The organism is Modestobacter sp. Leaf380, from assembly GCF_001424485.1.
Lineage (GTDB): Bacteria > Actinomycetota > Actinomycetes > Mycobacteriales > Geodermatophilaceae > Klenkia.
This window is the reverse complement of sequence record NZ_LMQC01000001.1, coordinates 124721-147657: the sequence shown is the minus strand read 5'-3', so window position 1 is coordinate 147657 and position 22937 is coordinate 124721. Positions and strand designations below refer to the sequence as shown.

Annotated in this window: 15 protein-coding genes and 1 pseudogene; 13 read left to right on the top strand and 3 right to left on the bottom strand. The window is 74.8% G+C overall.

Going from position 1 to position 22937, the window contains the following annotated elements:
* The first annotated feature begins 109 nt into the window (after window positions 1-109).
* Genes ASG41_RS00690 through ligA form a run of 3 tightly spaced genes read left to right on the top strand, consistent with a single transcriptional unit; the run spans window position 110 to window position 5732 of the window.
* The gene (locus ASG41_RS00690; protein ID WP_235564283.1) at window positions 110-2272 is read left to right on the top strand and encodes a bifunctional UDP-sugar hydrolase/5'-nucleotidase; all 2163 of its coding nucleotides are present in this window, start codon (window positions 110-112) and stop codon (window positions 2270-2272) included.
* Window positions 2256-3323 carry a methionine synthase gene (locus ASG41_RS00685; RefSeq protein WP_082556437.1) on the top strand — a complete coding sequence of 356 codons (1068 nt, stop codon included), beginning with the start codon at window positions 2256-2258 and terminating at the stop codon, window positions 3321-3323. The genes ASG41_RS00690 and ASG41_RS00685 overlap by 17 nt, the downstream gene beginning before the upstream one ends.
* A 48-nt stretch (window positions 3324-3371) precedes the next feature.
* Window positions 3372-5732 (top strand): NAD-dependent DNA ligase LigA, encoded by a 2361-nt coding sequence (gene ligA / locus ASG41_RS00680; RefSeq protein WP_235564281.1) that lies wholly within the window; start codon window positions 3372-3374, stop codon window positions 5730-5732.
* Between the two features lie 50 nt (window positions 5733-5782).
* Here ligA and ASG41_RS00675 read toward each other — a convergent pair whose 3' ends face one another.
* The gene (locus ASG41_RS00675; RefSeq protein WP_056288317.1) at window positions 5783-6445 is read right to left on the bottom strand and encodes an ACT domain-containing protein; all 663 of its coding nucleotides are present in this window, start codon (window positions 6443-6445) and stop codon (window positions 5783-5785) included.
* 206 nt (window positions 6446-6651) lie between these two features.
* Between ASG41_RS00675 and gatC the strand changes: the two genes are divergently transcribed.
* From gatC to gatB, 4 genes are read left to right on the top strand one after another with little or no spacing between them, the layout of a single operon-like run.
* On the top strand, window positions 6652-6966 hold the full coding sequence (gene gatC, locus ASG41_RS00670; protein WP_056288314.1) for an Asp-tRNA(Asn)/Glu-tRNA(Gln) amidotransferase subunit GatC: 315 nt from the start codon (window positions 6652-6654) through the stop codon (window positions 6964-6966).
* Window positions 6963-8477, top strand: coding sequence for an Asp-tRNA(Asn)/Glu-tRNA(Gln) amidotransferase subunit GatA (gatA, locus tag ASG41_RS00665; protein ID WP_056288311.1), 1515 nt, complete (start codon window positions 6963-6965; stop codon window positions 8475-8477). The genes gatC and gatA overlap by 4 nt, the downstream gene beginning before the upstream one ends.
* Complete coding sequence (locus tag ASG41_RS00660; protein ID WP_056288308.1) at window positions 8474-8665, top strand: hypothetical protein; 192 nt, start codon at window positions 8474-8476, stop codon at window positions 8663-8665. The genes gatA and ASG41_RS00660 overlap by 4 nt, the downstream gene beginning before the upstream one ends.
* On the top strand, window positions 8662-10161 hold the full coding sequence (gene gatB / locus ASG41_RS00655; protein WP_056288306.1) for an Asp-tRNA(Asn)/Glu-tRNA(Gln) amidotransferase subunit GatB: 1500 nt from the start codon (window positions 8662-8664) through the stop codon (window positions 10159-10161). Before ASG41_RS00660 ends, gatB begins: the two co-directional genes overlap by 4 nt.
* Window positions 10162-10216: 55 nt before the next feature.
* Here the strand turns inward: gatB and ASG41_RS00650 are convergent, their stop codons facing one another.
* Window positions 10217-11380 (bottom strand): sorbosone dehydrogenase family protein, encoded by a 1164-nt coding sequence (locus ASG41_RS00650; protein ID WP_056288303.1) that lies wholly within the window; start codon window positions 11378-11380, stop codon window positions 10217-10219.
* Between the two features lie 312 nt (window positions 11381-11692).
* On the opposite strand from ASG41_RS00650, the pseudogene ASG41_RS24425 reads away from it, so the two are divergent.
* Window positions 11693-12283: pseudogene (locus ASG41_RS24425) on the top strand (NAD(P)-dependent oxidoreductase); the annotation flags it as partial.
* Window positions 12284-12458: 175 nt separating this feature from the next.
* On the opposite strand, the gene ASG41_RS00640 reads toward ASG41_RS24425, so the two are convergent.
* Window positions 12459-12824: a PH domain-containing protein gene (locus tag ASG41_RS00640; protein WP_157518887.1), complete on the bottom strand. Its 366-nt coding sequence runs from the start codon at window positions 12822-12824 to the stop codon at window positions 12459-12461.
* 80 nt (window positions 12825-12904) lie between these two features.
* Here ASG41_RS00640 and ilvD point away from each other — a divergent pair, with 80 nt between their 5' ends.
* The 5 genes from ilvD to ilvN all read left to right on the top strand — a co-directional run bounded on the left by ilvD (window position 12905) and on the right by ilvN (window position 22849).
* Entirely contained in the window at window positions 12905-14626 is a 1722-nt protein-coding gene (gene ilvD, locus ASG41_RS00635; protein ID WP_235564280.1) for a dihydroxy-acid dehydratase, read from the top strand.
* Window positions 14627-14753: 127 nt separating this feature from the next.
* Window positions 14754-17387, top strand: a complete 2634-nt coding sequence (locus ASG41_RS00630) for a bifunctional diguanylate cyclase/phosphodiesterase (protein WP_157518885.1) — start codon at window positions 14754-14756, stop codon at window positions 17385-17387.
* A gap of 2 nt (window positions 17388-17389) precedes the next feature.
* Window positions 17390-20131: a bifunctional diguanylate cyclase/phosphodiesterase gene (locus ASG41_RS25145; RefSeq protein ID WP_157518883.1), complete on the top strand. Its 2742-nt coding sequence runs from the start codon at window positions 17390-17392 to the stop codon at window positions 20129-20131.
* 218 nt (window positions 20132-20349) lie between these two features.
* Window positions 20350-22251, top strand: coding sequence for an acetolactate synthase large subunit (locus tag ASG41_RS00620; RefSeq protein WP_056288289.1), 1902 nt, complete (start codon window positions 20350-20352; stop codon window positions 22249-22251).
* Window positions 22252-22336: 85 nt separating this feature from the next.
* Window positions 22337-22849, top strand: a complete 513-nt coding sequence (gene ilvN / locus ASG41_RS00615) for an acetolactate synthase small subunit (protein WP_056288286.1) — start codon at window positions 22337-22339, stop codon at window positions 22847-22849.
* The last annotated feature ends 88 nt before the right edge of the window (window positions 22850-22937 follow it).

Sequence of the window (22937 nt, the reverse complement as noted above, 5' to 3'; positions counted from 1 at the left end):
CGTTCGCCTCGCTACGTAGACAAGCTCAGTGATCGGTCGACTTCGGGGAGTCACCGGGACGGGCCCACACCTCGGAGGACCCTTGCGCAGAACGCGCCTCACTCTCGCCATGACCATGGTCGCCTCGGCCGCGGTCGTCGGCATCCCGTCCGTGGCGCAGGCCGCGCCCGCCGCCGCACCGGCGCCGGACGTGCCGGTCCAGCTCCTCACGGTCAACGACTTCCACGGTCGGATCGGCAACACCACCAGCGCCGACGCGACCCTGGGCACCGCGACCGTCGGTGGGGCCGCGAACGTGGCCAGCACCGTCACCGCCACCCGGGACGCCTTCGTCGCCGGCGGGGGCGTCGCCGACAACTCGCTGCTCATCGGCCTCGGCGACCTCGTGGGTGCCTCGCCGTTCGACTCGGCGGGCTTCCGTGACGAGTCCACGATCGAGGTGCTCAACGACATGGAGATGGACCTCTCCGTCGTCGGCAACCACGAGTTCGACCGCGGCACCGACGAGTTGCGTCGGCTCTCCGGTCCGACCGACCGCACGTTCTCCGACGACCAGACCGCTTGCCAGGGTGTCACCGCCGGCGTGGACGGCTGTTTCCCCGACAGCACCGGGGCGCCCTTCGGGGGCACCGACTTCCCCTACCTGGCGGCCAACGTCGTCATGGCCGGGACCGACACCCCCATGCTCCCGCCCTACGCCGTCCGTGAGGTCGACGGGCAGCGCATCGGATTCATCGGGGTGGTCACCGAGACCACCGCGGGGATCGTCGCGCCGACCGGCATCGCCGACGTGGAGTTCGTCGACGAGGCCGACGCGATCAACCGGTACGTCCCCGAGCTGCGCGCCCAGGGCATCGAGGCGATCGTCGCCGTCGTGCACGAGGGCGGCACGCCCTCCACCCCGACCGACGTCAACGGCTGCGGTCAGCTGTCGGGCTCCATCGTCGACATCAACGAGCGCACCGTGCCCGCCGTCGACGTGGTCCTGTCCGCCCACACGCACCAGAACTACAGCTGCTACCTCACCGATCCGGCCGGGCAGCCCCGGCTGGTCGCCCAGTCCGGCTACTACGGCCGCCTCGTCGGCGACGTCCGGTTCGTCATCGACGGCGAGACCGGCGACGTCGACCGGCTCTGCGGCACCTACTCGGTGACCAACGTGCCGACCGACCGGGCAGCCCGCACGCCGGACGCCGGGACCGCCGCGATCGTGTCCTACTGGACCACCCAGGCGACCGCGGTCGGCAGCCGGACCGTCGGCAACACGACGACCCCGCTGGCGCGTGCCACCAACACGGCCGGCACCGAGAACCGGGGTGCCGAGTCCACCCTGGGCAACACCGTCGCCCAGGCGCAGCTCACCGCGCTGCAGGCCGACCAGGTGGCCTACGGGGACCCCGCGGCCACCTTCGGCGGTGGCCTCCCCGCCGTGGCGTTCATGAACCCCGGCGGTCTGCGGGCCAACATCGACGCCGGCCCGATCACCTACGCCGAGGCGTTCGCCGTCCAGCCCTTCGGCAACTACGCCAACGCCATCACGCTGACCGGTGCCGACATCCGGTTGCTGCTGGAGCAGCAGTTCAACACCGCGGGCCGCACCTCCCAGCTGTACCTGGGCACGTCGGAGGGGTTCTCCTACTCCTACGACCTGGCCCGGCCCGCCTACGACCGGGTCGACCCGGCGTCCATCCGGATCGACGACCCGAGCACCCCGGCCGTCGACCCGCAGGTGCTCGTGCCCGGCACCACCTACCGCGTCGTGGCCAACTCGTTCCTGGCCGGCGGTGGCGACAGCTTCACCGCCTTCCGCAACGGGACGGCGCAGGTGACCGGCCCGGTCGACGTGGAGACCGCCATCGCCTTCTTCACCCGTGTCGACCCGTACACCGCCCCGGCCATCGGGCACGGCACGCCGGTGACGGACGCCCGCCCCGCGGCCCCGGCGACGCCGCCGGCCGGTGGCGGCAGCGGCAGCGGTGAGAACGGCGGCAACGCGGTGGCCACCGGCCCGACCGGGACCACCGGCGCCGCCGCTGCCGGCTACCCCTGCCCGGCTGCAGCCCCCGCCCCGGCACCGGCACCGGCTCCGGCCCCGGCGCCCACCCCGGGCACCCAGCCGATCGCGAACCCCGGCAACGGCATCCCGACCGGCCAGCTGGCCAACACGGGTACCGCCACCGGGCAGATGCTGGGCGTCGCCGGTCTGCTGCTGCTGACCGGTGGGGTGGCGACCGCGGCGGGCTACCGTCGCCAGCGTGGCATCGCCGAGTAACAGCACCCCGGAGAACGGCACCACCGAGAACCGCACCACCGAGAACCGCACCGACGACCCGAGGCCGGTCCCCACCACCGTGTGGGGGCCGGCCTCCGGCGTCGGGTCCCTGCCCGGCACCGACCCCGCCGAGGCCCTCCGGCTGGTCGTGGGGGAGCTGCCGGGCTTCGCGCACCTGCCCGAGCTGCCGGCCCGTGGGCCCGGCTCGGACATGACCGGGCGCACCGCGGCGCTCCTCGTGGACGTGTTCGTCGACCTGACCCCGGCCGGCTGGCGGCTCGTCCCGCGCCCGGGCCGGGACCTGCAGCGGGCCACGGAGTTCCTGGCCCGCGACCTGGACGCCCTGCACGACGTCGCCGCGGACTGGACCGGCCCCTTCAAGCTGCAGTCCGCCGGCCCGTGGACGCTGGCCGCCGGTCTCGAGCGCACCCGCGGCGACCGCGCCGTCACCGACCCCGGGGCGCGCCGCGACATCGCCCAGTCCCTCGCCGAGGGGCTGCGCGCCCACGTCGAGGCCGTGTCCGCCCGGGTGCCCGGCGCGCAGGTCGTCCTCCAGCTGGACGAGCCCTCGCTGCCCGCGGTCCTGATGGGTGGCCTGCCGACCGTCAGCGGCTTCGGCAAGCTGGCCGCGGTCGAGGCGACCCTGGTCCAGGAGGAGCTGGGCGCGTTCCTGGCCACCCTCGGCGTCCCCACCGTCGTGCACTGCTGCGCCCCGCGCGCACCCATCGCCCTGCTGCGTGCCGCGGGCGCCGACGCGGTCTCCCTCGACCACTCCCTCGTGCAGGACCTCGACGCGATCGGGACGGCGGTCGACGCGGGCACCCACCTGGTGCTGGGCGTCGTCCCCGGCACCGACACCACGCTGCCCGCCCCCAGGGCGACGGCGAGCCGGTTGCGGGCCTGGTGGAACGAGCTCGGCTTCCCCGCCGAGGACCTGCACACCGCGGTGACCCTCACGCCGAGCTGCGGGCTGGCCGGTGCCAGCCCGGCCTACGCCCGGGCCGCGATGGCGCACGTCCGCGAGGCGGCGCGGTACCTGCTGCCGGAGTGACCGGTCGCCGGGGGTCCCTGTCGGTGCCCCCGGCTACCGTCTCCGGTCGTGAGCACCGAGGCCGTGGCGGACCCCGCCGACACCCCCGACAGCACCCCCGAGAACCTGCCGGGGACGACGGCCGCGCCCGAGCAGGCCGACGTCACCGAGGTGCCCGAGGTCGCACGCAGCCGGCACCGCGAGCTGTCCGAGGAGCTCGACCGCCTCGCCTTCGCCTACTACGTCAAGGACGCCCCCGTCGTCAGCGACGGCCAGTACGACGAGCTGATGGGCGAGCTCAAGGCGCTGGAGGCCGAGCACCCCGCGCTGGTCACCCCGGAGTCCCCGAGCCAGAAGGTCAACGGCGGCTTCGGCGCCACCTTCTCCCCGGTCACCCACCTGGAGCGGATGCAGAGCCTGGACAACGCGTTCAGCTCCGACGAGCTGTCCGCCTGGGCCGCGCGCGCCGACCGGGACGGCGCCGCGGGTGCCGGCTACCTCTGCGAGCTCAAGATCGACGGGCTGGCCATCGACCTGGTCTACGAGCGCGGCCGGCTCGTCCGGGCCGCCACCCGGGGCGACGGCACCACGGGCGAGGACGTGACGGCGAACGTCGCCACCATGGACGACGTCCCCCAGCAGCTCAGCGGCGACGACGTCCCCGAGCTGGTCGAGGTGCGCGGCGAGGTCTACTTCCCGGTCGCCGCCTTCGACGAGGTCAACGCCGCCCAGGTCGAGGCCGGCAGGCCGCCCTTCGCCAACCCGCGCAACGCCGCCGCCGGCTCGCTGCGCCAGAAGGACCCCCGGGTGACCGCGACCCGCCCGCTCCGGCTGCTGGTGCACGGCATCGGCGCGCGCACCGGCTTCGACCTGGAGCGCCAGTCGGAGGCCTACGAGAAGCTGGCCGCGCTCGGCCTGCCCACCAGCAGCCGGTACGAGGTGGTGCCCGACCTGGAGGCCGTCTGGGCCTACATCGAGCGCTACCGGGAGCAGCGGCACTCCGTCGAGCACGAGATCGACGGCGTCGTGGTCAAGATCGACCAGGTCGCGCTGCAGCGCCGGTTGGGGTCCACCAGTCGTGCCCCGCGCTGGGCCATCGCCTTCAAGTACCCGCCCGAGGAGGCGACGACGAAGCTGCTGGACATCCGGGTCAACGTCGGGCGCACCGGGCGGGTCACCCCCTTCGGCTACATGGAGCCGGTCAAGGTGGCCGGCTCCACCGTGCAGCTGGCCACGCTGCACAACGCCAGCGAGGTCGCGCGCAAGGGCGTCCGGATCGGCGACACCGTGGTCATCCGCAAGGCCGGTGACGTCATCCCCGAGATCCTCGGGCCGGTCGTCGACGTGCGGACCGGTGACGAGCGGGAGTTCGTCATGCCCACGCACTGCCCCGAGTGCGGCACGCAGCTGCGGCACGAGAAGGAGGGCGACGCCGACATCCGCTGCCCCAACGCCCGGTCCTGCCCGGCGCAGCTGCGGGAGCGGGTCTTCCACGTCGCCGGCCGGGGTGCCTTCGACATCGAGGTGCTGGGCTACGAGGCCTCGATCGCGCTGCTGGACAGCCAGCTCCTCGAGGACGAGGGCGACGTGTTCTCCCTGGACGCCGAGAAGCTGCAGCGCGCCCCGTTCTTCACCAAGAAGGACGGCAGGCTGTCGGCCAACGGTGCCCGGCTGCTGACCAACCTGCAGACCCGCAAGGACGTCCCGCTGTGGCGGGTGCTGGTCGGGCTGTCCATCCGGCACGTCGGCCCCACCGCCGCCCAGGCGCTGGCCCGCGAGTTCCGCTCGATGGACCGCCTGGAGGCAGCGTCGGAGGAGGAGCTCGCCGCCGCCGACGGCGTCGGCCCGACCATCGCCACCGCCGTGCGGGACTGGTTCGCCGTCGACTGGCACCGCGGGGTCGTGGACAAGTGGCGCCGGGACGGCGTCCGGATGGAGGACGAGGCCTCCGACGCCGGCCCAGGCCCGCTGACCGGGGTCACCGTCGTGGTCACCGGTTCGCTGCGCGACCACAGCCGGGACCAGGCCATCGCGGCGATCCAGGAGCGCGGCGGCAAGGTCACCGGCTCGGTGTCCAAGAAGACCGGCTTCGTCGTCGTGGGCGCGGACCCGGGCAGCAAGTACGACAAGGCCGTCGCGGTCAAGGCGCCGGTCCTCGACGACGACGGCTTCACCGTGCTGCTCGAGCAGGGTCCCGAGGCTGCCCGTGCCGTGGCCACCGTCGGCGACGGCAGCGAGCCCGAGCCCGCCCCCGCGGCCGGCGGCGAGGCCCCCGCCCCGAAGAAGCGCGCCCCCCGGAAGAAGAAGGCCGCGGTCGAGGCCACCGCGGTCGAGGACAGCGCGGTCGAGGCCGCCGCCGTCGAGGACACCGCGGCCGCAGAGGCCTCGGCCGCAGATCCCGAGACCGTGGAGGCCCCGGCCCAGGAGTGACCGGACGACGCCCGGCCCCGTCCCCGTCCTGGTGCGGACGGGGCCGGGCCTCAGGCCTCCGGCAGCTGGGCCACCGTCGCGGCGATGCCGGTCAGGTGGGCCAGTCGCAGCAGCTCCGAGCGGCGGAAGACCGGCCCGCCCGAGCGGCCCAGCAGCACCGCGGTGCCGCCGCCGTCGAACGGGGCCGCCATCATCTCGATGGCCATCTCCCGCCAGCGGACGGGGACCCAGTCGGCGTCGCTGGGCAGCAGGACCGGGGCGTGCAGCGGCAGCCAGGGCAGCCGGAGGCCCTCCAGCACGGGAGCCGCGTCGGAGGCGGCCAGCACGGTGACGGCGTCGGGCGTGCCGGTGAGCACCGCGGCCCACCCGCCGTGCAGCACCCGGGGGAGCTCGGCGGCCAGCAGCTTGGAGGTGCCCTCCCCGGCGCGGGCCAGGGACTCCAGCAGCTCCAGCTCGCGGTGGGTGTCCAGCGCGCCGGCGAAGGGTCGCAGGGACTCGACCTGCACGCCCTCCACGGTCATCACGGCGGTGATCAGGCTGTCGGCCACCCGGTCGGTGGGCAGCTCCACCACGATGTCGTCGACCGCGACGCCGCCACCGCGCTCCAGCACCGTCACCGAGACGATGTCGATGCCGGCCAGGCCCAGCGCCGTCGCGACGGCGCCGAGGATGCCGGGCCGGTCGGGCACGACCAGGCGCAGGAGGTAGGACACGTCGACCTCCGCGGGACGGTGGGGTGGCGGCCGATCTGCGTCGATCGTGGGTGCGGCCAGCCTGCCCCATCAGGCCCCCCGGAGGCCAACCCGGCTCGCGGACCGGGGCCGGTGTCCCGCCCCACGTAGAGTGACCTGGCTGGGGGCCGGTACCGGCTCCCGCCGTCAGAGCACCGAGCAGACCGACAGTGGGGTCCCGCCAGCGCATGAGCACGGACAGCAGCACCAGCCTCTCCCGAGACGACGTCGCGCACCTCGCGCGGCTGTCCCGCCTCGCCGTCACCGACGAGGAGCTGGACCTCTTCGCCGGTCAGCTCGGCGTCGTGCTCGGCGCCGTCGCCCGGGTGCAGGACGCGCCGACCGCCGACGTCCCGCCGACCACGCACGCCGTGCCGCTGACCAACGTGTACCGGCCCGACGTCGTCACCCCGAGCCTGACCCGCGAGCAGGCGCTCGCCGGCGCCCCGGCCGCCGAGGACGACCGCTTCCGGGTCCCGCGCATCCTGCAGGAAGAAGCATGAGCACCGACCTCACCCACCTCGACGTCACCGCGCTGCAGGCCGCCCTGGCCGAGGGCAGCGCCAGCGCCGTCGAGGTCACCCAGGCCCACCTGGACGCCATCGCCGCCACCGACGGGGCGCTGAACTCCTACCTGCACGTCGACGGCGAGGCCGCGCTCGCGACCGCCGGCGACGTCGACCGCCGCCGCGCCGCCGGGGAGGAGCTGGGCCGTCTGGCCGGCGTCCCGGTCGCGCTCAAGGACGTCGTGGTCACCCACGGGGTGCCGACCACCAGCGGGTCGAAGATCCTCCAGGGCTGGGTCCCGCCCTACGACGCCACCGTGGCCGCGCGCCTCAAGGCCGCCGGCACCGTGCTGCTGGGCAAGACCAACATGGACGAGTTCGCCATGGGGTCCTCCACCGAGAACTCCGCGTACGGCCCCACCCGCAACCCGTGGGACCACGACCGGATCCCCGGCGGCTCCTCGGGCGGGTCCTCGGCCGCGGTCGCCGGGCACCTGGCGCCGTGGTCGATCGGCACCGACACCGGTGGCTCGATCCGCCAGCCTGCCGCCGTCACCGGCCTGGTCGGGCACAAGCCCACCTACGGCTCGGTGTCCCGGTACGGGCTGATCGCGTTCTCCTCCAGCCTGGACCAGGCCGGCCCGATGGCCCGCACCGTCGCCGACGCCGCCCTCATGCACGAGGTCATCGGCGGCCACGACCCGCGGGACTCCACCAGCATCGACGCCCCGGCCGCCCCCTTCGTCGCCGCCGCCCAGCAGGGTGCGACCGGTGACCTGTCCGGGGTCACCGTCGGCGTCGTCCGCGAGCTGGGCGGGGAGGGCCACACCGACGGCTACGAGCCCGGCGTCCTCGCCGCGTTCGAGGCCGGGGTGGACCAGCTGCGGGCGCTGGGCGCGGAGGTCCGCGAGGTCTCCTGCCCCAGCTTCGACCTGGCGCTGGCCGCCTACTACCTGATCGCGCCGAGCGAGGCCTCCTCCAACCTGTCCCGCTTCGACGGCGTCCGCTACGGCCTGCGGGTCGGCGACGACGGCAGCCGGGACCTCGACGAGGTCATGGCCCTCACCCGGGAGCAGGGCTTCGGCCCCGAGGTCAAGCGCCGCATCATCCTGGGCACCTACGCGCTGTCCTCGGGCTACTACGAGGCCTACTACGGGCAGGCGCAGAAGGTCCGCACCCTGATCAGCCGGGACTTCGTCGCCGCGTTCGAGGGGGTCGACGTCCTGGTGAGCCCGACGTCGCCGATCGTGGCGTTCCCCATCGGCCAGCGGGTCGACGACCCGCTGGCGATGTACGCCGCCGACCTGTGCACCCTGCCGGCCAGCCTGGCCGGCACCCCGGCGATCTCGGTGCCCGTCGGGCTGTCCGAGGGTCTGCCGGTGGGCCTGCAGGTCATGGCCCCGGCGCTGGCCGACGACCGCTGCTACCGGGTCGCCGCCGCGCTGGAGGCAGCCGGGGACGCCGCCCGGGGCGGCACGTTCCTCAGCCAGCTGGGGGCAGCGCGATGAGCACCGCCCTCAAGGCCGCCTGGGGACTGACCGCGTTCGTCGTCCTCGCCGGCATCCTGGGCTGGGCCCTCAGCGGCCGGCCCGTCTTCGCCGTCTTCATCGTCCTCGGGGTCCTGACCGCCGTCGGTGCCGTGGTCACCGGGCGCGCCGAGACCCGAGAAGCAGCCAGGAAGCAGGGGAAGCAGTGAGCACCGACCGTCTGCTCGAGTTCGACGACGTCGTCGCCCGGTACGAGCCCGTCTTCGGCCTGGAGACCCACGTCGAGCTGGGCACCGCCTCGAAGATGTTCTGCGGCTGCGCCACCACCTTCGGTGCCGAGCCCAACACGCACACCTGCCCGGTGTGCCTGGCCCTGCCCGGCGCGCTGCCGGTGGCCAACGCGGCCGCCATCGAGGCGACCATCCGCATCGGCCTGGCGCTGGGCTGCCGGATCGCCACCTGGTGCCGCTTCGCCCGGAAGAACTACTTCTACCCCGACATCCCCAAGGGCTTCCAGACCAGCCAGTACGACGAGCCGCTGTGCACGGCCGGGCACCTGGACGTCGAGGTCGACGGCGAGACCTACCGGGTGGAGATCGAGCGGGTGCACCTGGAGGAGGACACCGGCAAGAACCTGCACGTCGGTGGCGCCACCGGTCGCATCCACGGGGCCGACCACTCGCTGGTCGACTTCAACCGGGCCGGCATCCCGCTGGTCGAGATCGTCACCCGGCCGGTCCCCGGCGTCGGCGCCAAGGCCCCCGAGGTCGCCCGCGCCTACGTCGCCGAGCTGCGCGAGATCCTGCTGGCCCTGGGCGTCTCCGAGGTCCGGATGGAGCAGGGCAACCTGCGCTGCGACGTGAACACCTCCCTGGCCCCGACCGGGTCACTGGAGTGGGGCACCCGCACCGAGACCAAGAACGTCAACTCGCTGCGCTCGGTGGAGCGGTCGGTGCGCTACGAGATGCGCCGCCAGGCCGCCCTGCTCGACGACGGCGTGCGGATCCTGCAGGAGACCCGGCACTTCCACGAGGACACCGGCTCCACCTCGGCCGGGCGCAGCAAGGAGGAGGCCACCGACTACCGGTACTTCCCCGAGCCCGACCTGGTGCCGATGGCTCCCGACGCCGACTGGGTCGCCCAGCTGCAGGCCGACCTGCCCGAGCTGCCGGCCGCCCGCCGGGCCCGGCTGCGCGAGGAGTGGGGCATCTCCGACACCGAGATGGCCTGGCTGGTCAACGCCGGCGCCCTGGGTCTGGTCACCGACACGGTCGCCGCCGGGGCCGACCCGGCCGATGCCCGCAAGTGGTGGCTGGGAGAGCTGTCCCGGCGCGCCAAGGACGCCGGCACCGAGCTCACCGACCTCGCCGTCACCCCGGCCCAGGTGGCCGAGCTGACCGCGCTGGTGGCCGCCGGCACGGTCAACGACCAGCTGGCCCGCCAGGTCCTGGACGGTGTGCTGGCCGGCGAGGGCTCCCCGCAGCAGGTCGTGGACAGCCGCGGCCTGGCCGTCATGGGCGACTCCGACGAGCTCGGTGCGGCCGTGGACGCCGCCATCGCCGGTGCTCCCGACGTCGTGGAGAAGGTCCGCGGTGGCAAGACCGCGGCCCTGGGCGCGCTCGTGGGTGCGGTCATGAAGGAGACCCGCGGCAAGGCCGATGCGGCCACCGTGCGCCGGATGCTCGAGGAGCGCGTGCTCGGCTGACCGTCCCGCTGCCGTGCCGGTGCGAGGGCTCCTCGTCGCCGGCGCGGCAGGGCCCTCAGAGCGGGCTGGTGGCGTCCGAGGCCGGGGGCTGCACGCGGAGGACCTTGTCGTCGTCCTCGGCGGGCGTGCCCAGCCCGTCGGTGTTCGACGTGGTGACCCACAGCGCGCCCTCGGCGTCGACGAGCACGCTGCGCAGCCGGCCGTACTCGTCGGCCAGGAAGTCCGTCGGCTCCTCGGTGGGCGCGCCGTCCGGTCCCAGGGTCGCCAGCACGACGCGGCGGCCGTCGAGGGCGCCCAGGTAGACGAAGTCGCCGGACACCGCGCACCCGGCGAGCCCGGCAGCCGCACCCGGCACGCTCAGCACCGCGGGCAGGCTGCCCGGCAGCGCGGCCGGGGCGCCGTAGTCGCCGCCGGTCACCAGGGCGTCGAACTCGTCGGGGGTCTCACCGGGGGAGTCGTCGGTGGCGTACACCGTGCCGTCCCCGCCCTGGCACAGCGAGGTCACGTTCGACAGGCCCTGGCTGAAGACCGGGCTCGCGCCGACCGGCTGACCGAACACGTCGTAGGCCAGCACCTTGCCGGCCAGCGACGCCGGGTCCTGCGCGAGCCCGGCCGAGCCGGTGTCCCCGGTGCCGACGTACAGCGTGCCGTCCAAGCCGAAGAGGAGACCGCCGCCGTTGCGCGTCTCGCCGCGCGGGATGCCGGTGACCACCGGGTTGGGCGTGCCGCCCACCGGGAAGCGGACCACCCGGTTGTCGGTCGCGGTCGACAGGTAGGCGTAGAGCAGGCCGTCCTCTGCGTACGTGGGCGACAGGGCCAGGCCCAGCAGCCCGCCGTCGCCGGTGGTGTCGATGCCCGACACGGTCATCAGCTCGCGCGGGGCCGAGCGGTCCGGGAACACCTGCAGCAGCCGGCCGGTCTCCCGCTCGCCCACGACCGCGCTGCCGTCGGGCAGCAGCACCAGCCCGGTGGGGACGGCGAGGTCGGTGGCCACCACGTTCGGGTCGCCGGCGTCCGGGTCGTCGGTGCCGGGGGTGGAGGGATCGCCCGGGGCAGGGGCCGGCGTGCCCTGCGTCGGCGGGCCGACCTGGGGGCCGGGGCCCTCCGGGACGGCCTCGAACGGGCCGCTGGGGCTGTACCCACCGCCGCACCCGGCCACCAGCAGGACCGACGCCGTCGCGGCCACCAGCCACGGCGTGCGTCTCGTCCCCCGGGTCACCCCGCCCAGGGTACGCAGGAGCGGGGCCCGGATCGCCGTCCGCGCGAGGGCCCCCTACCGTCGGGACCCGTGTCCGACAGCCTCGTCCTCGACCTCCCCGACGACCAGGACCTGCACGTGCTGGTCCCCTCCCGCGCCCTGGCCGACGCCCTGGAGGCGCTCTCCCCGCGCGTCCACGCGCACCGGGTCGACCCCGCCGACGGCGCGCCCACCGGCGACGCCGCGCTCGCCCAGGTGTGGGTGCCCGGTGGCCTCACCTCCCTCCCCGAGGGCTTCCTGGGCGGGCTGCCGCACCTGCGCCTGGTCCAGCTGATGAGCGCCGGGGCCGAGAAGTTCGTCGGCCGGCTGCCCGAGGGGGTGACCCTGTGCAACGCCCGCGGTGCGCACACGCCCTCGACCGCCGAGTGGGCGGTCACCGCGGCGCTCGCCGCCCAGCGCGGCATCCCCGAGTACGTCCGGGAGGCCGACGCGGGCCGCTGGAGCCCCGGCACCCACCACTCGATGGTCGGCGCCCGGGTGCTCGTGCTCGGCGCCGGCGACATCGGCCGGACCATCGGCGCGATGCTCGCCGGGTTCGACGTCGACCTCACCTACGTCGCCCGGACCGCCCGCGAGGGCGTGCGCTCCACCGACGAGCTGCCCGGGCTGCTGCCCGACGCCGACGTCGTGTTCGTCATCGTCCCGGTCACCCCGGAGACCACCGGGCTCGTCGACGCCGCGTTCCTGGCCGCCATGCCCGACGGCGCCCTGCTGGTCAACGCCGCGCGCGGCGTCGTCGTCGACACCGACGCGCTGCTCGCCGAGCTCACCAGCGGCCGGCTGCGGGCCGCCCTCGACGTCACCGAGCCCGAGCCGCTGCCCGAGGGCCACCCGCTGTGGCAGGCGCCGGGGCTGCTGCTCACCCCGCACGTCGCCGGCGCCGTGCCGCAGACCACCGAGCGGGCCACCGCCGCCGTCCGCGACCAGCTGGACCGGGTGCTGGCCGGTCAGCCGCTGGTCAACGTGGTCGCCCCCCCCCCCCCCCCCCCCCGCGACACGCTGCGCGCGCCGCGGGGCCCTGCAGCCGCGCCGGGGGGACTCAGGTCGGGTCGGGGATCCGGCCGTCGGAGACGGCGGCCAGGCGGGGCAGGTCGCGGGCCCGCAGCACCGGGATCCGGACCTCGGTGCCCGAGGCGCGCACCACCCAGAGGTCCTGGTTCTCGCCGACCCGGATGCCGGCGACGTCGTCCCACGGGACGGTGTCGCCGGCGAAGAGGGTGCGGGGGGTGATCCCGGCCGGGCCGACGTCGACGCCCACGCGCAGCACCCAGGCGGCCGCGGCGGCCGGGACCAGCAGCACCGGCAGGCCCCACCACGCGGCGGCGGCCACCGGCAGCACGCAGACCAGCAGGACCACGACGGGCACCAGGGCCGTCCGGTTCATCCGCACACGAGCTGTGTCCACGGCTCCCGATGTTCCCAGACGACGCCCGGGAGGTGCCGCGCCGACCGGGGCGTCGCCGGACGGGCATAGCATCCTGCGTCGTGACGACCGTGGACGAACCGCGCACCAGCACCTCCACCCCGGGCACGACCCGCTCGATCAAGCCCCGTTCCCACGAGGTGACCGACGGCGACGCCAAGGCCCCGGCCCGCGCCATGCTGCGCGCCGTCGGCATGGGGGACGACGACTTCGCCAAGCCCCAGGTGGGTGTGGCCTCGTCCTGGAACGAGATCACCCCGTGCAACCTGAGCCTGGACCGGCTGGCCAAGGCCGTGAAGACCGGGGTGCACGAGGGCGGTGGCTTCCCGCTGGAGTTCGGCACGATCTCGGTCTCCGACGGCATCTCGATGGGTCACGAGGGCATGCGCGCCTCGCTGGTGTCCCGCGAGGTCATCGCCGACTCCGTCGAGACCGTCGTGTTCGCCGAGCGCCTGGACGGCTCGGTGCTGCTGGCCGGCTGCGACAAGTCGCTGCCCGGGATGCTGATGGCCGCCGCACGGCTGGACCTGGCCGCGGTGTTCCTCTACGCCGGGGCGACCCTGCCGGGCAAGCTCGGGGACCGCGACCTCACGATCATCGACGTCTTCGAGGGCGTCGGGGCCTGCGCCGCGGGGAAGATCACCCGCGAGGAGCTCACCGCGATCGAGAAGGCCACCTGTCCCGGTGAGGGCGCCTGCGGTGGCATGTACACCGCCAACACGATGGCCAGCGCCGCCGAGGCGCTGGGCATGAGCCTGCCCGGCAGCGCTGCCCCGCCGGCCCCGGACCGCCGCCGCGACGGCTACGCCGTGGAGTCGGGCAAGGCCGTCGTCGAGCTGCTCCGCCGGGGCATCACCGCGCGGGACATCATGACCAAGGAGGCGTTCGAGAACGCCATCACCGTCGTCATGGCCCTGGGTGGTTCCACCAACGCCGTGCTGCACCTGCTGGCCATCGCGCACGAGGCCGACGTCGACCTCACCCTCGACGACTTCAACCGGATCGGGGACCGCACCCCGCACCTGGCCGACGTGAAGCCCTTCGGCCGGTTCGTGATGAGCGACATCGACCGCATCGGCGGCGTGCCGGTCGTCATGAAGGCGCTGCTGGACGCCGGTCTGCTGCACGGGGACTGCCTGACGGTCACCGGCGCGACGATGGCGGAGAACCTCGCGCACATCGCCCCGCCGGACCCCGACGGCGCGATCATCCACGCGATGGACAACCCGATCCACAAGACCGGTGGCCTCACCGTGCTGCGTGGCTCGCTGTCGCCCGACGGCGCGGTCGTCAAGAGCGCCGGTTTCGACGCCGAGGTCTTCGACGGCACCGCCCGGGTCTTCGACGGCGAGGCCGGCGCGATGCTCGCCGTCACCGAGGGCACGCTCAAGCCCGGCGACGTCGTCGTCATCCGCTACGAGGGCCCGCGCGGTGGCCCCGGCATGCGCGAGATGCTCGCCGTCACCGGTGCCATCAAGGGCGCCGGGCTGGGCAAGGACGTCCTGCTGCTGACCGACGGCCGGTTCTCCGGGGGGACGACGGGCCTGTGCGTGGGCCACATCGCCCCCGAGGCCACCGACGGCGGCCCGATCGCGTTCGTGCGCGACGGCGACCGGATCGTGCTGGACCTCGCCGCCCGCACCCTGGACCTGCACGTGGACGCCGAGGAGCTGGCCGCCCGTCGGGAGGGCTGGGCCCCGCCGGCGCCCCGCTACACCCGCGGCGTCCTCGCCAAGTACGCCAAGCTGGTCGGTTCCGCCGCCCAGGGCGCCATCTGCGGGTAGTCACCGCCCAGCACACGAGCACACCGCGTGCTCGCCGGGACCGCCCGAACGGGTGACTCCCGGCGAGCCACGGCTGTTCACGCTCCGTCGACCTGCCGACACTGAGCGTGTGGAACAGACCCGGCGCGTGACACCGGCCCTCGGGCTGGTGTGCCTCGTGCTGCTGACCGGCGTGCTGGCGCTGCCGACCGGGGAGCGGCGGGTGGCTGCCGACGTGTTCGTCGGACTCGTCTCCCTCGCCGTCGCCGGCGTCCTGCTCGTCTCGGGACGGCGCACCTGCGCCTCCCGCCGCGGGTGGACGCTGGTGGCCGGTGGTCTGCTGCTGGGCGTCACCGTCAGTGCCGTCGCCGACGTGCTCGGCGGTGCCGACGCACCCGTCGACCCGGCCCGGACCGCGGCCTCGGTCCCGGCCCACCTCATCGCCGCCGTCGGCGTGCTCAGCCTGCTGGGCTGGTCCCGCCTGCGGGCCGGCGGAGCCCGGCTGCTGACCGAGAGCGCCCTGTTCTGCACCTCCTCCTTCGTGCTCGCCCAGGTGCTGGTCGTCGGGCCGCTGGTCCGCGACGCGGGGCTGTCCCTCGCCTCCCGGGTCGCCCTGGAGGCCAGCTGCCTGGCCGCCACGGTCCTGCTGGGGGCCGGTCTCACCCTGCTGACCGCCACCTGGGGTGCGCGGCGCACCACCGGCGCCGTCACCCTCGCCGGGCTCACCGGCGTCACGGTGGCCGACGCGCTCGCCGCCCTGGGGTCCACCACCCCCTTCGGCGTGCCCGGTCTCCTCACCCGCGCCGTCTTCGTCGTCGGGCTGGTGCTGCTGGCGCTGGCCGCGGTCGGCGACCCCGGCAGCACCGGCACCGACGGCCGCGGGGACCGGCTCACCGCCGGCCTCACCCTGGCCGGTCACCTGCTGCCGCACCTGGTGATGACCGTCGCCGCCGTGCTGCTGCTGGGCTCCGCCCTGCTCGTGGGCACCCCCACCCCGGCCGCCCTGGTCGCGGTGGCCCTGGGCCTGCTGCTCACCGCCGTGCACCGTGGCGTCTCCGCCCGTGACGAGGTGCGGGTCGGCGTCCGGCTGGAGCGCAGCGAGGCGTGGTTCCGGTCGCTGGTGCGCTCCAGCAGCGACCCGGTGCTGGTGCTGGGCCCCGACCTGGTGGTCACCTGGGCCGCGCCGGCACTCGAGGGCCCCGCGCTCGAGGCCGGCCGGCCGCTCGTCGGCGTGCCGGTCACCGAGTCGGTGCACCCCCAGGACGCCGACGCCGTCCGCGCCTGGCTGGAGGCACCCGCCGTCGAGGAGGGCACGCTCTCCGGTCTGCGCAGCTTCCGGCTGCCCGCCGCCGACGGCACCTGGCGGGTGCTCGAGGCCGGTGTCACCGACCTGCGGCGCGACCTCGACGTCCGCGCGCTGGTGCTGCACTGCCGCGACGTCACCGTGCGGTCCGACACCGAGGACGAGCTGCGCTCGCTGGCCTTCACCGACCCGGTCACCGGCCTGCCCAACCGGGCCGCGCACCTGCGCGTGCTCGGTGACGAGCTCGCGGAGGCGGGGGAGACACCGGCCGTCGCGCTGCTGCTCTTCGAGGTCGAGGGCCTCAACGAGGCCCGCGAGAACGTGGGCCGTGACGTCGTCGACGTCTCCCTCATCGAGGTCGGTCGACGCCTGCGGGCCACCGTCCGTGGCGACGACCAGGTCGCCCGGGTCGGCCCGGAGCTCTTCGCCGTGCTGGCCCACGGTGTCGACGGCGAGCCCGACCTGGTCGCCGCCCGCTGCCTGTCGGTGGTGGAGCAGCCGATCACCACCGAGCTCGGCCTGGTCGACCTGACCGCGGCGGTCGGTCTGGTCCCGCTCGTCGCCGGGCTGTCCGCGGGCGTGGTCACCGACCGCGCCGAGCTGGCCGTGCTCGCCGCCCGCGCCGCCGGGCCGGGCACCGTGCGCCGTTACGAGCCTGCGCTGGGGGCTGCCCGGGACCGTCGGGAGCGCCTGCGCGGGGACCTCGTCGGGGCCCGCGCCCGCGGTGAGCTGGCGTTGGCCTGGCAGCCGATCGTGTCGCTGTCGGACCAGCGGGTCACCGGCGTGGAGGCCCTGCTGCGCTGGCGGCACCCGTCCTTCGGGGAGCTCGAGCCCGAGGAGTTCATCCCGATCGCCGAGCGCGCCGGGCTGATCGGGGACCTGCAGCGCTGGGTCCTGGTCGAGGCGACCACGGCTGCCGCGGCGCTGCCGGTGCACGGGGAGCCGCTGCGGCTGGGCATCAACGTCTCGGCCGTCCACGTGGCCAGCGGGACGCTGGTCGGCGACGTCTCGCACGCGCTCAAGGCCAGCGGCCTGCAGCCCGAGCGGCTGGTCATCGAGATCACCGAGTCCACCGTGCTCGCCGACGGCCCGCACGTGGAGACCGACTTCGCGGCGCTGCGCCTGATGGGCGTGCACGTCGCCCTGGACGACTTCGGCTCCGGCTACTCCTCGCTGGCCCACCTGACCCGGCTGCCCGTCGACATCATCAAGCTGGACCGCACCTTCCTGGCCCGCATCGACAAGGACGCCCAGACCCGCGCGCTGTGCGAGTCGGTCATCGGCATCGGTGGCGCCCTGGGCATCGACGTCGTCGCCGAGGGCGTGGAGACGCCCAGCCAGCTGGCCGTGCTGCGCAGCATGGGCTGCGGCTTCGCGCAGGGCTTCCTGCTGTCCCGCCCGCTGTCCCTGCCCCGCTTCGTCGCCCTCGTCGACGGCACGGCGGGGATGCTGTGGCCCGGGCTGGTCGGCCGGGTCTGACCGTGCTCACCGAGGTCCCGCTCCCGCTGCGCGACCGCCGCGACGGCGGCTCCCGGCCCGGGGCGCACCCGGCCGCACGCACCGTCCGGGAGACCCGCGGCCTGCTGACCGTCATCGCCGGCGCCCTGCTGCTGTCCGGGCTGGACGCCCTGCTGGGCGCCGGCACCGGACTGCGCACCGGTCCGGCCGTGCTGGCCGTCCTCAGCGGCGCGACCGCCGTCGTCCTCGTCCGCGGCGCCCGCGCCCGGGGCGCCGACGGCCGCCCCTGGACGGCGTTCGCGGCCGCCTGCGCGCTCATCTCGCTGGGTCAGACCCTCAGCGCCGTCCGGGGCGTCGGGGTGAACACCACCTCCGCCGGGGTGCAGGACCTGCCGCTGCTGCTGGCCGTCCCCTGCGCGCTGCTGGCCTGTGCCCGCCTGGTCGAGGGCGGTGGACCTCGGTCCGCGGACTCCCGCGTGTGGCTGGACGCAGCCGTCGTGCTGGTGGCCGTGGCGGTGCTGGGCGAGGTCGTCGTCCACGACGCGCTGGCCGGGTCGGTGGCCGACGTCGACACCCTCGTCTCGGTCGGCTACCCGGCCGTCGGGGCGTTGCTGTGTGCCGTCGGCCTGCTCACCTTCGCCACCGCGCCCGCGCGCCGCCGGGCCGCGGCCGCCTGGCTGATGACCGCCTGGCTCGCGCTCGGCGTCGTCGCGGTGAGCGGGGCGATCGCGGTCGCCCTGGGGCTGCGGGTGCTCGACCTGGTCACGGTGGTGGCCTGGTCGGTGATGCTGGCCGCCGGGCTGCTCGCCGCGGCCGCCGACAGCGGCACCCCCGAGGCCTCGGTGCAGACCCAGCTGCCGCTGGCCGGCGTCGTGTTCAGCTACTGCGCCGCCTCGGGGGTCGGCGTCCTGCTGGTCTGCGGGGTCGCCGTCGGGCGGCCGGTCTCGGGGCTGGAGGCGGTGGCCGCCTCGCTCCTGCTCGTCCTGACCCTGGCGCGCAGCCTGCTCTGGGCCGTGGACGGCGCCCGGCTGACCCGGCGCCTGGCCCGCACCGAGTCCTGGTTCCGCTCCCTGGTCCTGGACACCGACGACGTCACCGTCGTCCTCGACGACGCCGGCCGGATGGGCTGGGTCTCCGAGAGCGTCCGCCCGCGGCTGGGCTGGACCCCGCGCGAACTGGCCGGCCGCCGGCTGACCGACGTGGTGCACCCGGCCGACGCCGCCGCCGTCCGTGCCGCGGTGGCCACGCCCGGTGGCGGGCAGGGCTTCCGGCTGCGCACCCGGGCGGGGGAGTGGCGGGAGGTCGAGAGCGTCGGCGGCGGGGCCCTGGGCGGGGACACCGGGCAGGGCAGGGTGCTGCACCTGCGCGACGTCACCGCCCGCCGGGACGCCGAGCGCGAGCTCGAGCGGATGGCCTTCACCGACTACCTGACCGGGCTGCCCAACCGCGCCCGGCTGACCGCCGCGCTCACCGCCGCCCGGGCCCGCACCGGGGACGGCGAGGTCGCCAGCCTGCTGCTGCTGGACCTGGACGGCTTCAAGGCCGTCAACGACGTCGCCGGCCACGAGGCCGGCGACCTGCTGCTGGTCGAGGTCGCCGACCGGCTCCGCGACCTGGTCCGGGAGCCGGATCTGGTGGCCCGGCTGGGCGGCGACGAGTTCGCCGTCCTGGTGCGGTCCGGGCTCGAGGACGCCGCGGCGCTGGCCCGCCGGGTCGTGGCCGGGCTGGACCGCGACCACCAGGCGACCGGGCCCGACGGCGCGCACGACGGCCCGGTCTTCGCCGTCGCCGGCAGCATCGGGGTCACCGAGCTGCGCCCCCAGGACGACGTCGCCACCACGCTGCGCCAGGCCGACCTGGCCCTGCGGGCGGCCAAGGCGGCCGGCAAGGGCCGGGTGCGCAGCCACGGCGACGCCGCCGACGCGGCCACCACGCGGCGGACCCGGCTGGCCCACGACCTGCCCGCGGCGCTGGCCGGGGACCAGCTGCGGGTGGTCTACCAGCCCGTCGTGGGCCTGGCGGAGCGGCGGGTGCTGGGGCTGGAGGCACTGGTCCGCTGGGACCACCCCGACCTCGGTGAGGTCGGCCCCGACGAGTTCGTCCCACTCGCCGAGGACGACGGCCTGATCGTCCCGCTGCAGCGTTGGGTGCTGGGCCGGGCCTGCACCGAGGTGGCCGGCTGGCTGGCGGCGGGCCGGGACCTGCAGCTGGGCGTGAACATCAGCGTGCGTCACCTGCAGGCCGGCTGCCTGGTGCCCGACGTGGCCGCCGCGCTCGCCGCCTCCGGTCTGCCGGCGCACCGGCTGATGCTGGAGGTGACCGAGTCGGTGCTGATGAGCGAGCAGGACCGGCTGGGCAGCGACCTGCAGACCCTGCACGACCTGGGTTGCGTCGTCTCCCTGGACGACTTCGGCCGGGGCTACTCCTCCTTCGCCTACCTGGCCCGGCTGCCGGTGGACGTGCTGAAGATGGACCGGGAGTTCCTGGCCGGGATCGAGACCGACGAGCGCGGCGCAGCCGTGGTGCAGAGCGTCATCGAGCTGGGCCGGCGGCTGTCCATCGACGTCGTGGCCGAGGGCGTGGAGACCCCGGGGGAGCTGGCCGCGCTGGTCGACCTGGGCTGCCGTTTCGTGCAGGGCTTCCTGCTGGCCCGCCCCACGGAGGCCGCCGACCTGCCCGGCGTCATCGACGCCTTCGACCCGACGGTCCTCGACCGTCCCACGGTGCGGACGGTCCCGTCCCACGGAGTGGGACGGGCTGGTTGACGGCGGTGCCGTACGAGGCGCACAGTGTCGTCGTGCTGCGTTCCGGGATCCCCACCCTCCTCGTACTCATCGACTAGCGCGCCGGTCCACCGACCGACGCGCTCGCCCCTCCGTGCCCGTGGCACGAGGGGTTTTTTCATGACCGGGGACCGCCAGGGACCCCCACGGACACCACACCGCGCCGCACGCCCACCCCCTCGCCCAGGGAGATCGACCAGATGAGCACCACCGCCACCGCCACCGCCGCTGCTGGTGAGGACGCCCCCACCCAGATCGCCGCCGAGTCCGTCGCCGGTGTGGAGTCCACCGACCGCTCCCTCGCCGAGGCCGCGCACCAGCCCGCCACCGGGATCACCGGGGCGCAGAGCCTGGTCCGCTCGCTCGAGGCCGTCGGCGTCGACCTGGTCTTCGGTCTCCCCGGCGGGGCGATCCTGCCGCTGTACGACCCGCTCTTCGACTCCAGCGTCCGGCACGTGCTGGTCCGCCACGAGCAGGGTGCCGGGCACGCCGCCACCGGGTACGCCCAGGCCACCGGCCGGGTCGGCGTCTGCATCGCCACCTCGGGCCCCGGCGCCACCAACCTGGTGACGCCGCTGGCCGACGCCTACATGGACTCCGTGCCGATGGTCGCCATCACCGGCCAGGTCGCCAGCGGGTTCATCGGGACCGACGCCTTCCAGGAGGCCGACATCCGCGGCATCACGATGCCGATCACCAAGCACAACTTCCTGGTCAGCGATGCCGCCGAGATCCCGCAGCGGATCGCCGAGGCCTTCCACCTGGCCTCCACCGGCCGGCCCGGCCCGGTCCTGGTCGACGTCCCCAAGGACGTCCTGCAGGCCACCACCGACTTCTCCTGGCCGCCGCGGATCGACCTGCCCGGCTACAAGCCGACCACCCGCCCGCACGGCAAGCAGGTCCGCGAGGCCGCCTCGGTCGTCCAGGCGGCCTCCCGGCCGGTGCTCTACGTCGGCGGTGGCGTGCTCAAGGCCGGCGCCAGCGAGGTCCTGGCACAGCTGGCCGAGCTGACCGGTGCCCCCGTCGTCACCACGCTGATGGCCCGCGGGGCGTTCCCCGACAGCCACCCCCAGCACCTGGGCATGCCCGGCATGCACGGCACGGTCACCGCGGTGACCGCGCTGCAGAAGGCCGACGTGCTCATCGCCCTGGGCGCCCGCTTCGACGACCGGGTCACCGGGCAGCTGTCCAGCTTCGCCCCCGGCGCGACCGTCGTGCACGCCGACATCGACCCGGCCGAGATCGGCAAGAACCGCAAGGCCGACGTGCCGATCGTGGGCGACGCGAAGGAGACGATCACCGAGCTGATCGCCGCGCTGACCGCGCTGCAGGCCGAGCAGGGCCGCCCCGACCTCGCCGAGTGGTGGGTCCAGCTGGACCGCTGGCGCGAGACGTACCCGCTGGGCTACGACCTGCCCGAGGACGGCGCGCTGAGCCCGCAGTACGTCATCGAGCGCCTCGGTGCGATCGCCGGTCCCGACGCCGTCTACTGCGCCGGCGTCGGCCAGCACCAGATGTGGGCCGCCCAGTTCGTGAAGTACGAGAAGCCGGGCACCTGGCTCAACAGCGGCGGCCTGGGCACCATGGGCTACGCCGTCCCCGCGGCCATGGGCGCCAAGGCCGGTCGCCCCGAGGCCACCGTGTGGGCGATCGACGGCGACGGCTGCTTCCAGATGACCAACCAGGAGCTGGCCACCTGCGCCATCGAGGGCATCCCGGTCAAGGTCGCCGTGATCAACAACGGCAACCTGGGCATGGTGCGGCAGTGGCAGACCCTCTTCTACGAGGGCCGCTACTCCAACACCAAGCTGCAGCACCGCGGCTCGGGCGGCGGGGACACCACCGCGCCGCGCTCGGTGCGCATCCCGGACTTCGTCGCCCTGGCCGAGGCGCTGGGTTGCGTGGGCCTGCGCTGCGAGACCGCCGAGGACGTCGACGCCACGATCGAGAAGGCCATGGCGATCAACGACCGGCCCGTGGTCATCGACTTCATCGTCGGCTCCGACGCCCAGGTCTGGCCGATGGTCGCCGCCGGCGCCAGCAACGACGACATCCTCGCCGCCCGGGACCTCCGTCCGGTCTTCGGCGCCGACCAGGTGTAGGACCCTCTCTCCCCCCACGACTCGCAGGCTCGCCGCGGGCCCCTGAGAGGGGGCCGGCACTGCACGAAGGAACGAGGTCCACCCCATGCCCCGCCACACCCTCTCCGTCCTGGTCGAGAACAAGTCCGGTGTGCTGGCCCGCGTCTCGGCGCTGTTCAGCCGCCGCGGGTTCAACATCGAGTCCCTCGCCGTCGGGCCGACCGAGAACCCCGACCTGTCCCGGATGACGATCGTCGTCGACGTCGATGCCCAGCCGCTGGAGCAGATCACCAAGCAGCTGAACAAGCTGATCGAGGTCATCAAGATCGTCGAGCTCGACGGTGCCTCGGTCCAGCGCGAGCTGCTGCTGGTCAAGGTCCGGGCGCCGCTGGCCGACCGGGTCACCGTGCTGCAGACCGCCGAGCTCTTCCGGGCCCGGGTGATCGACGTCAACACCGACACCGTGACCCTCGAGGCCACCGGCACCCCCGAGAAGCTCCAGGCCCTGCTCGCCGTCCTCGCCCCGATGGGGATCAAGGAGATGGCGCAGTCGGGCACCGTCGCCCTGGGCCGCGGTCCGCGGTCCATGTCCGGCGCCGGTACCTTGCGCTCCGCGTAGCCGAAGACCCCAGCCCCGCACGCAGCCCCTCATGAGGCCCCCGCGAGGGGGCCGTTCCACCCGCTCACCTACCGAAGGAGCCCCACCG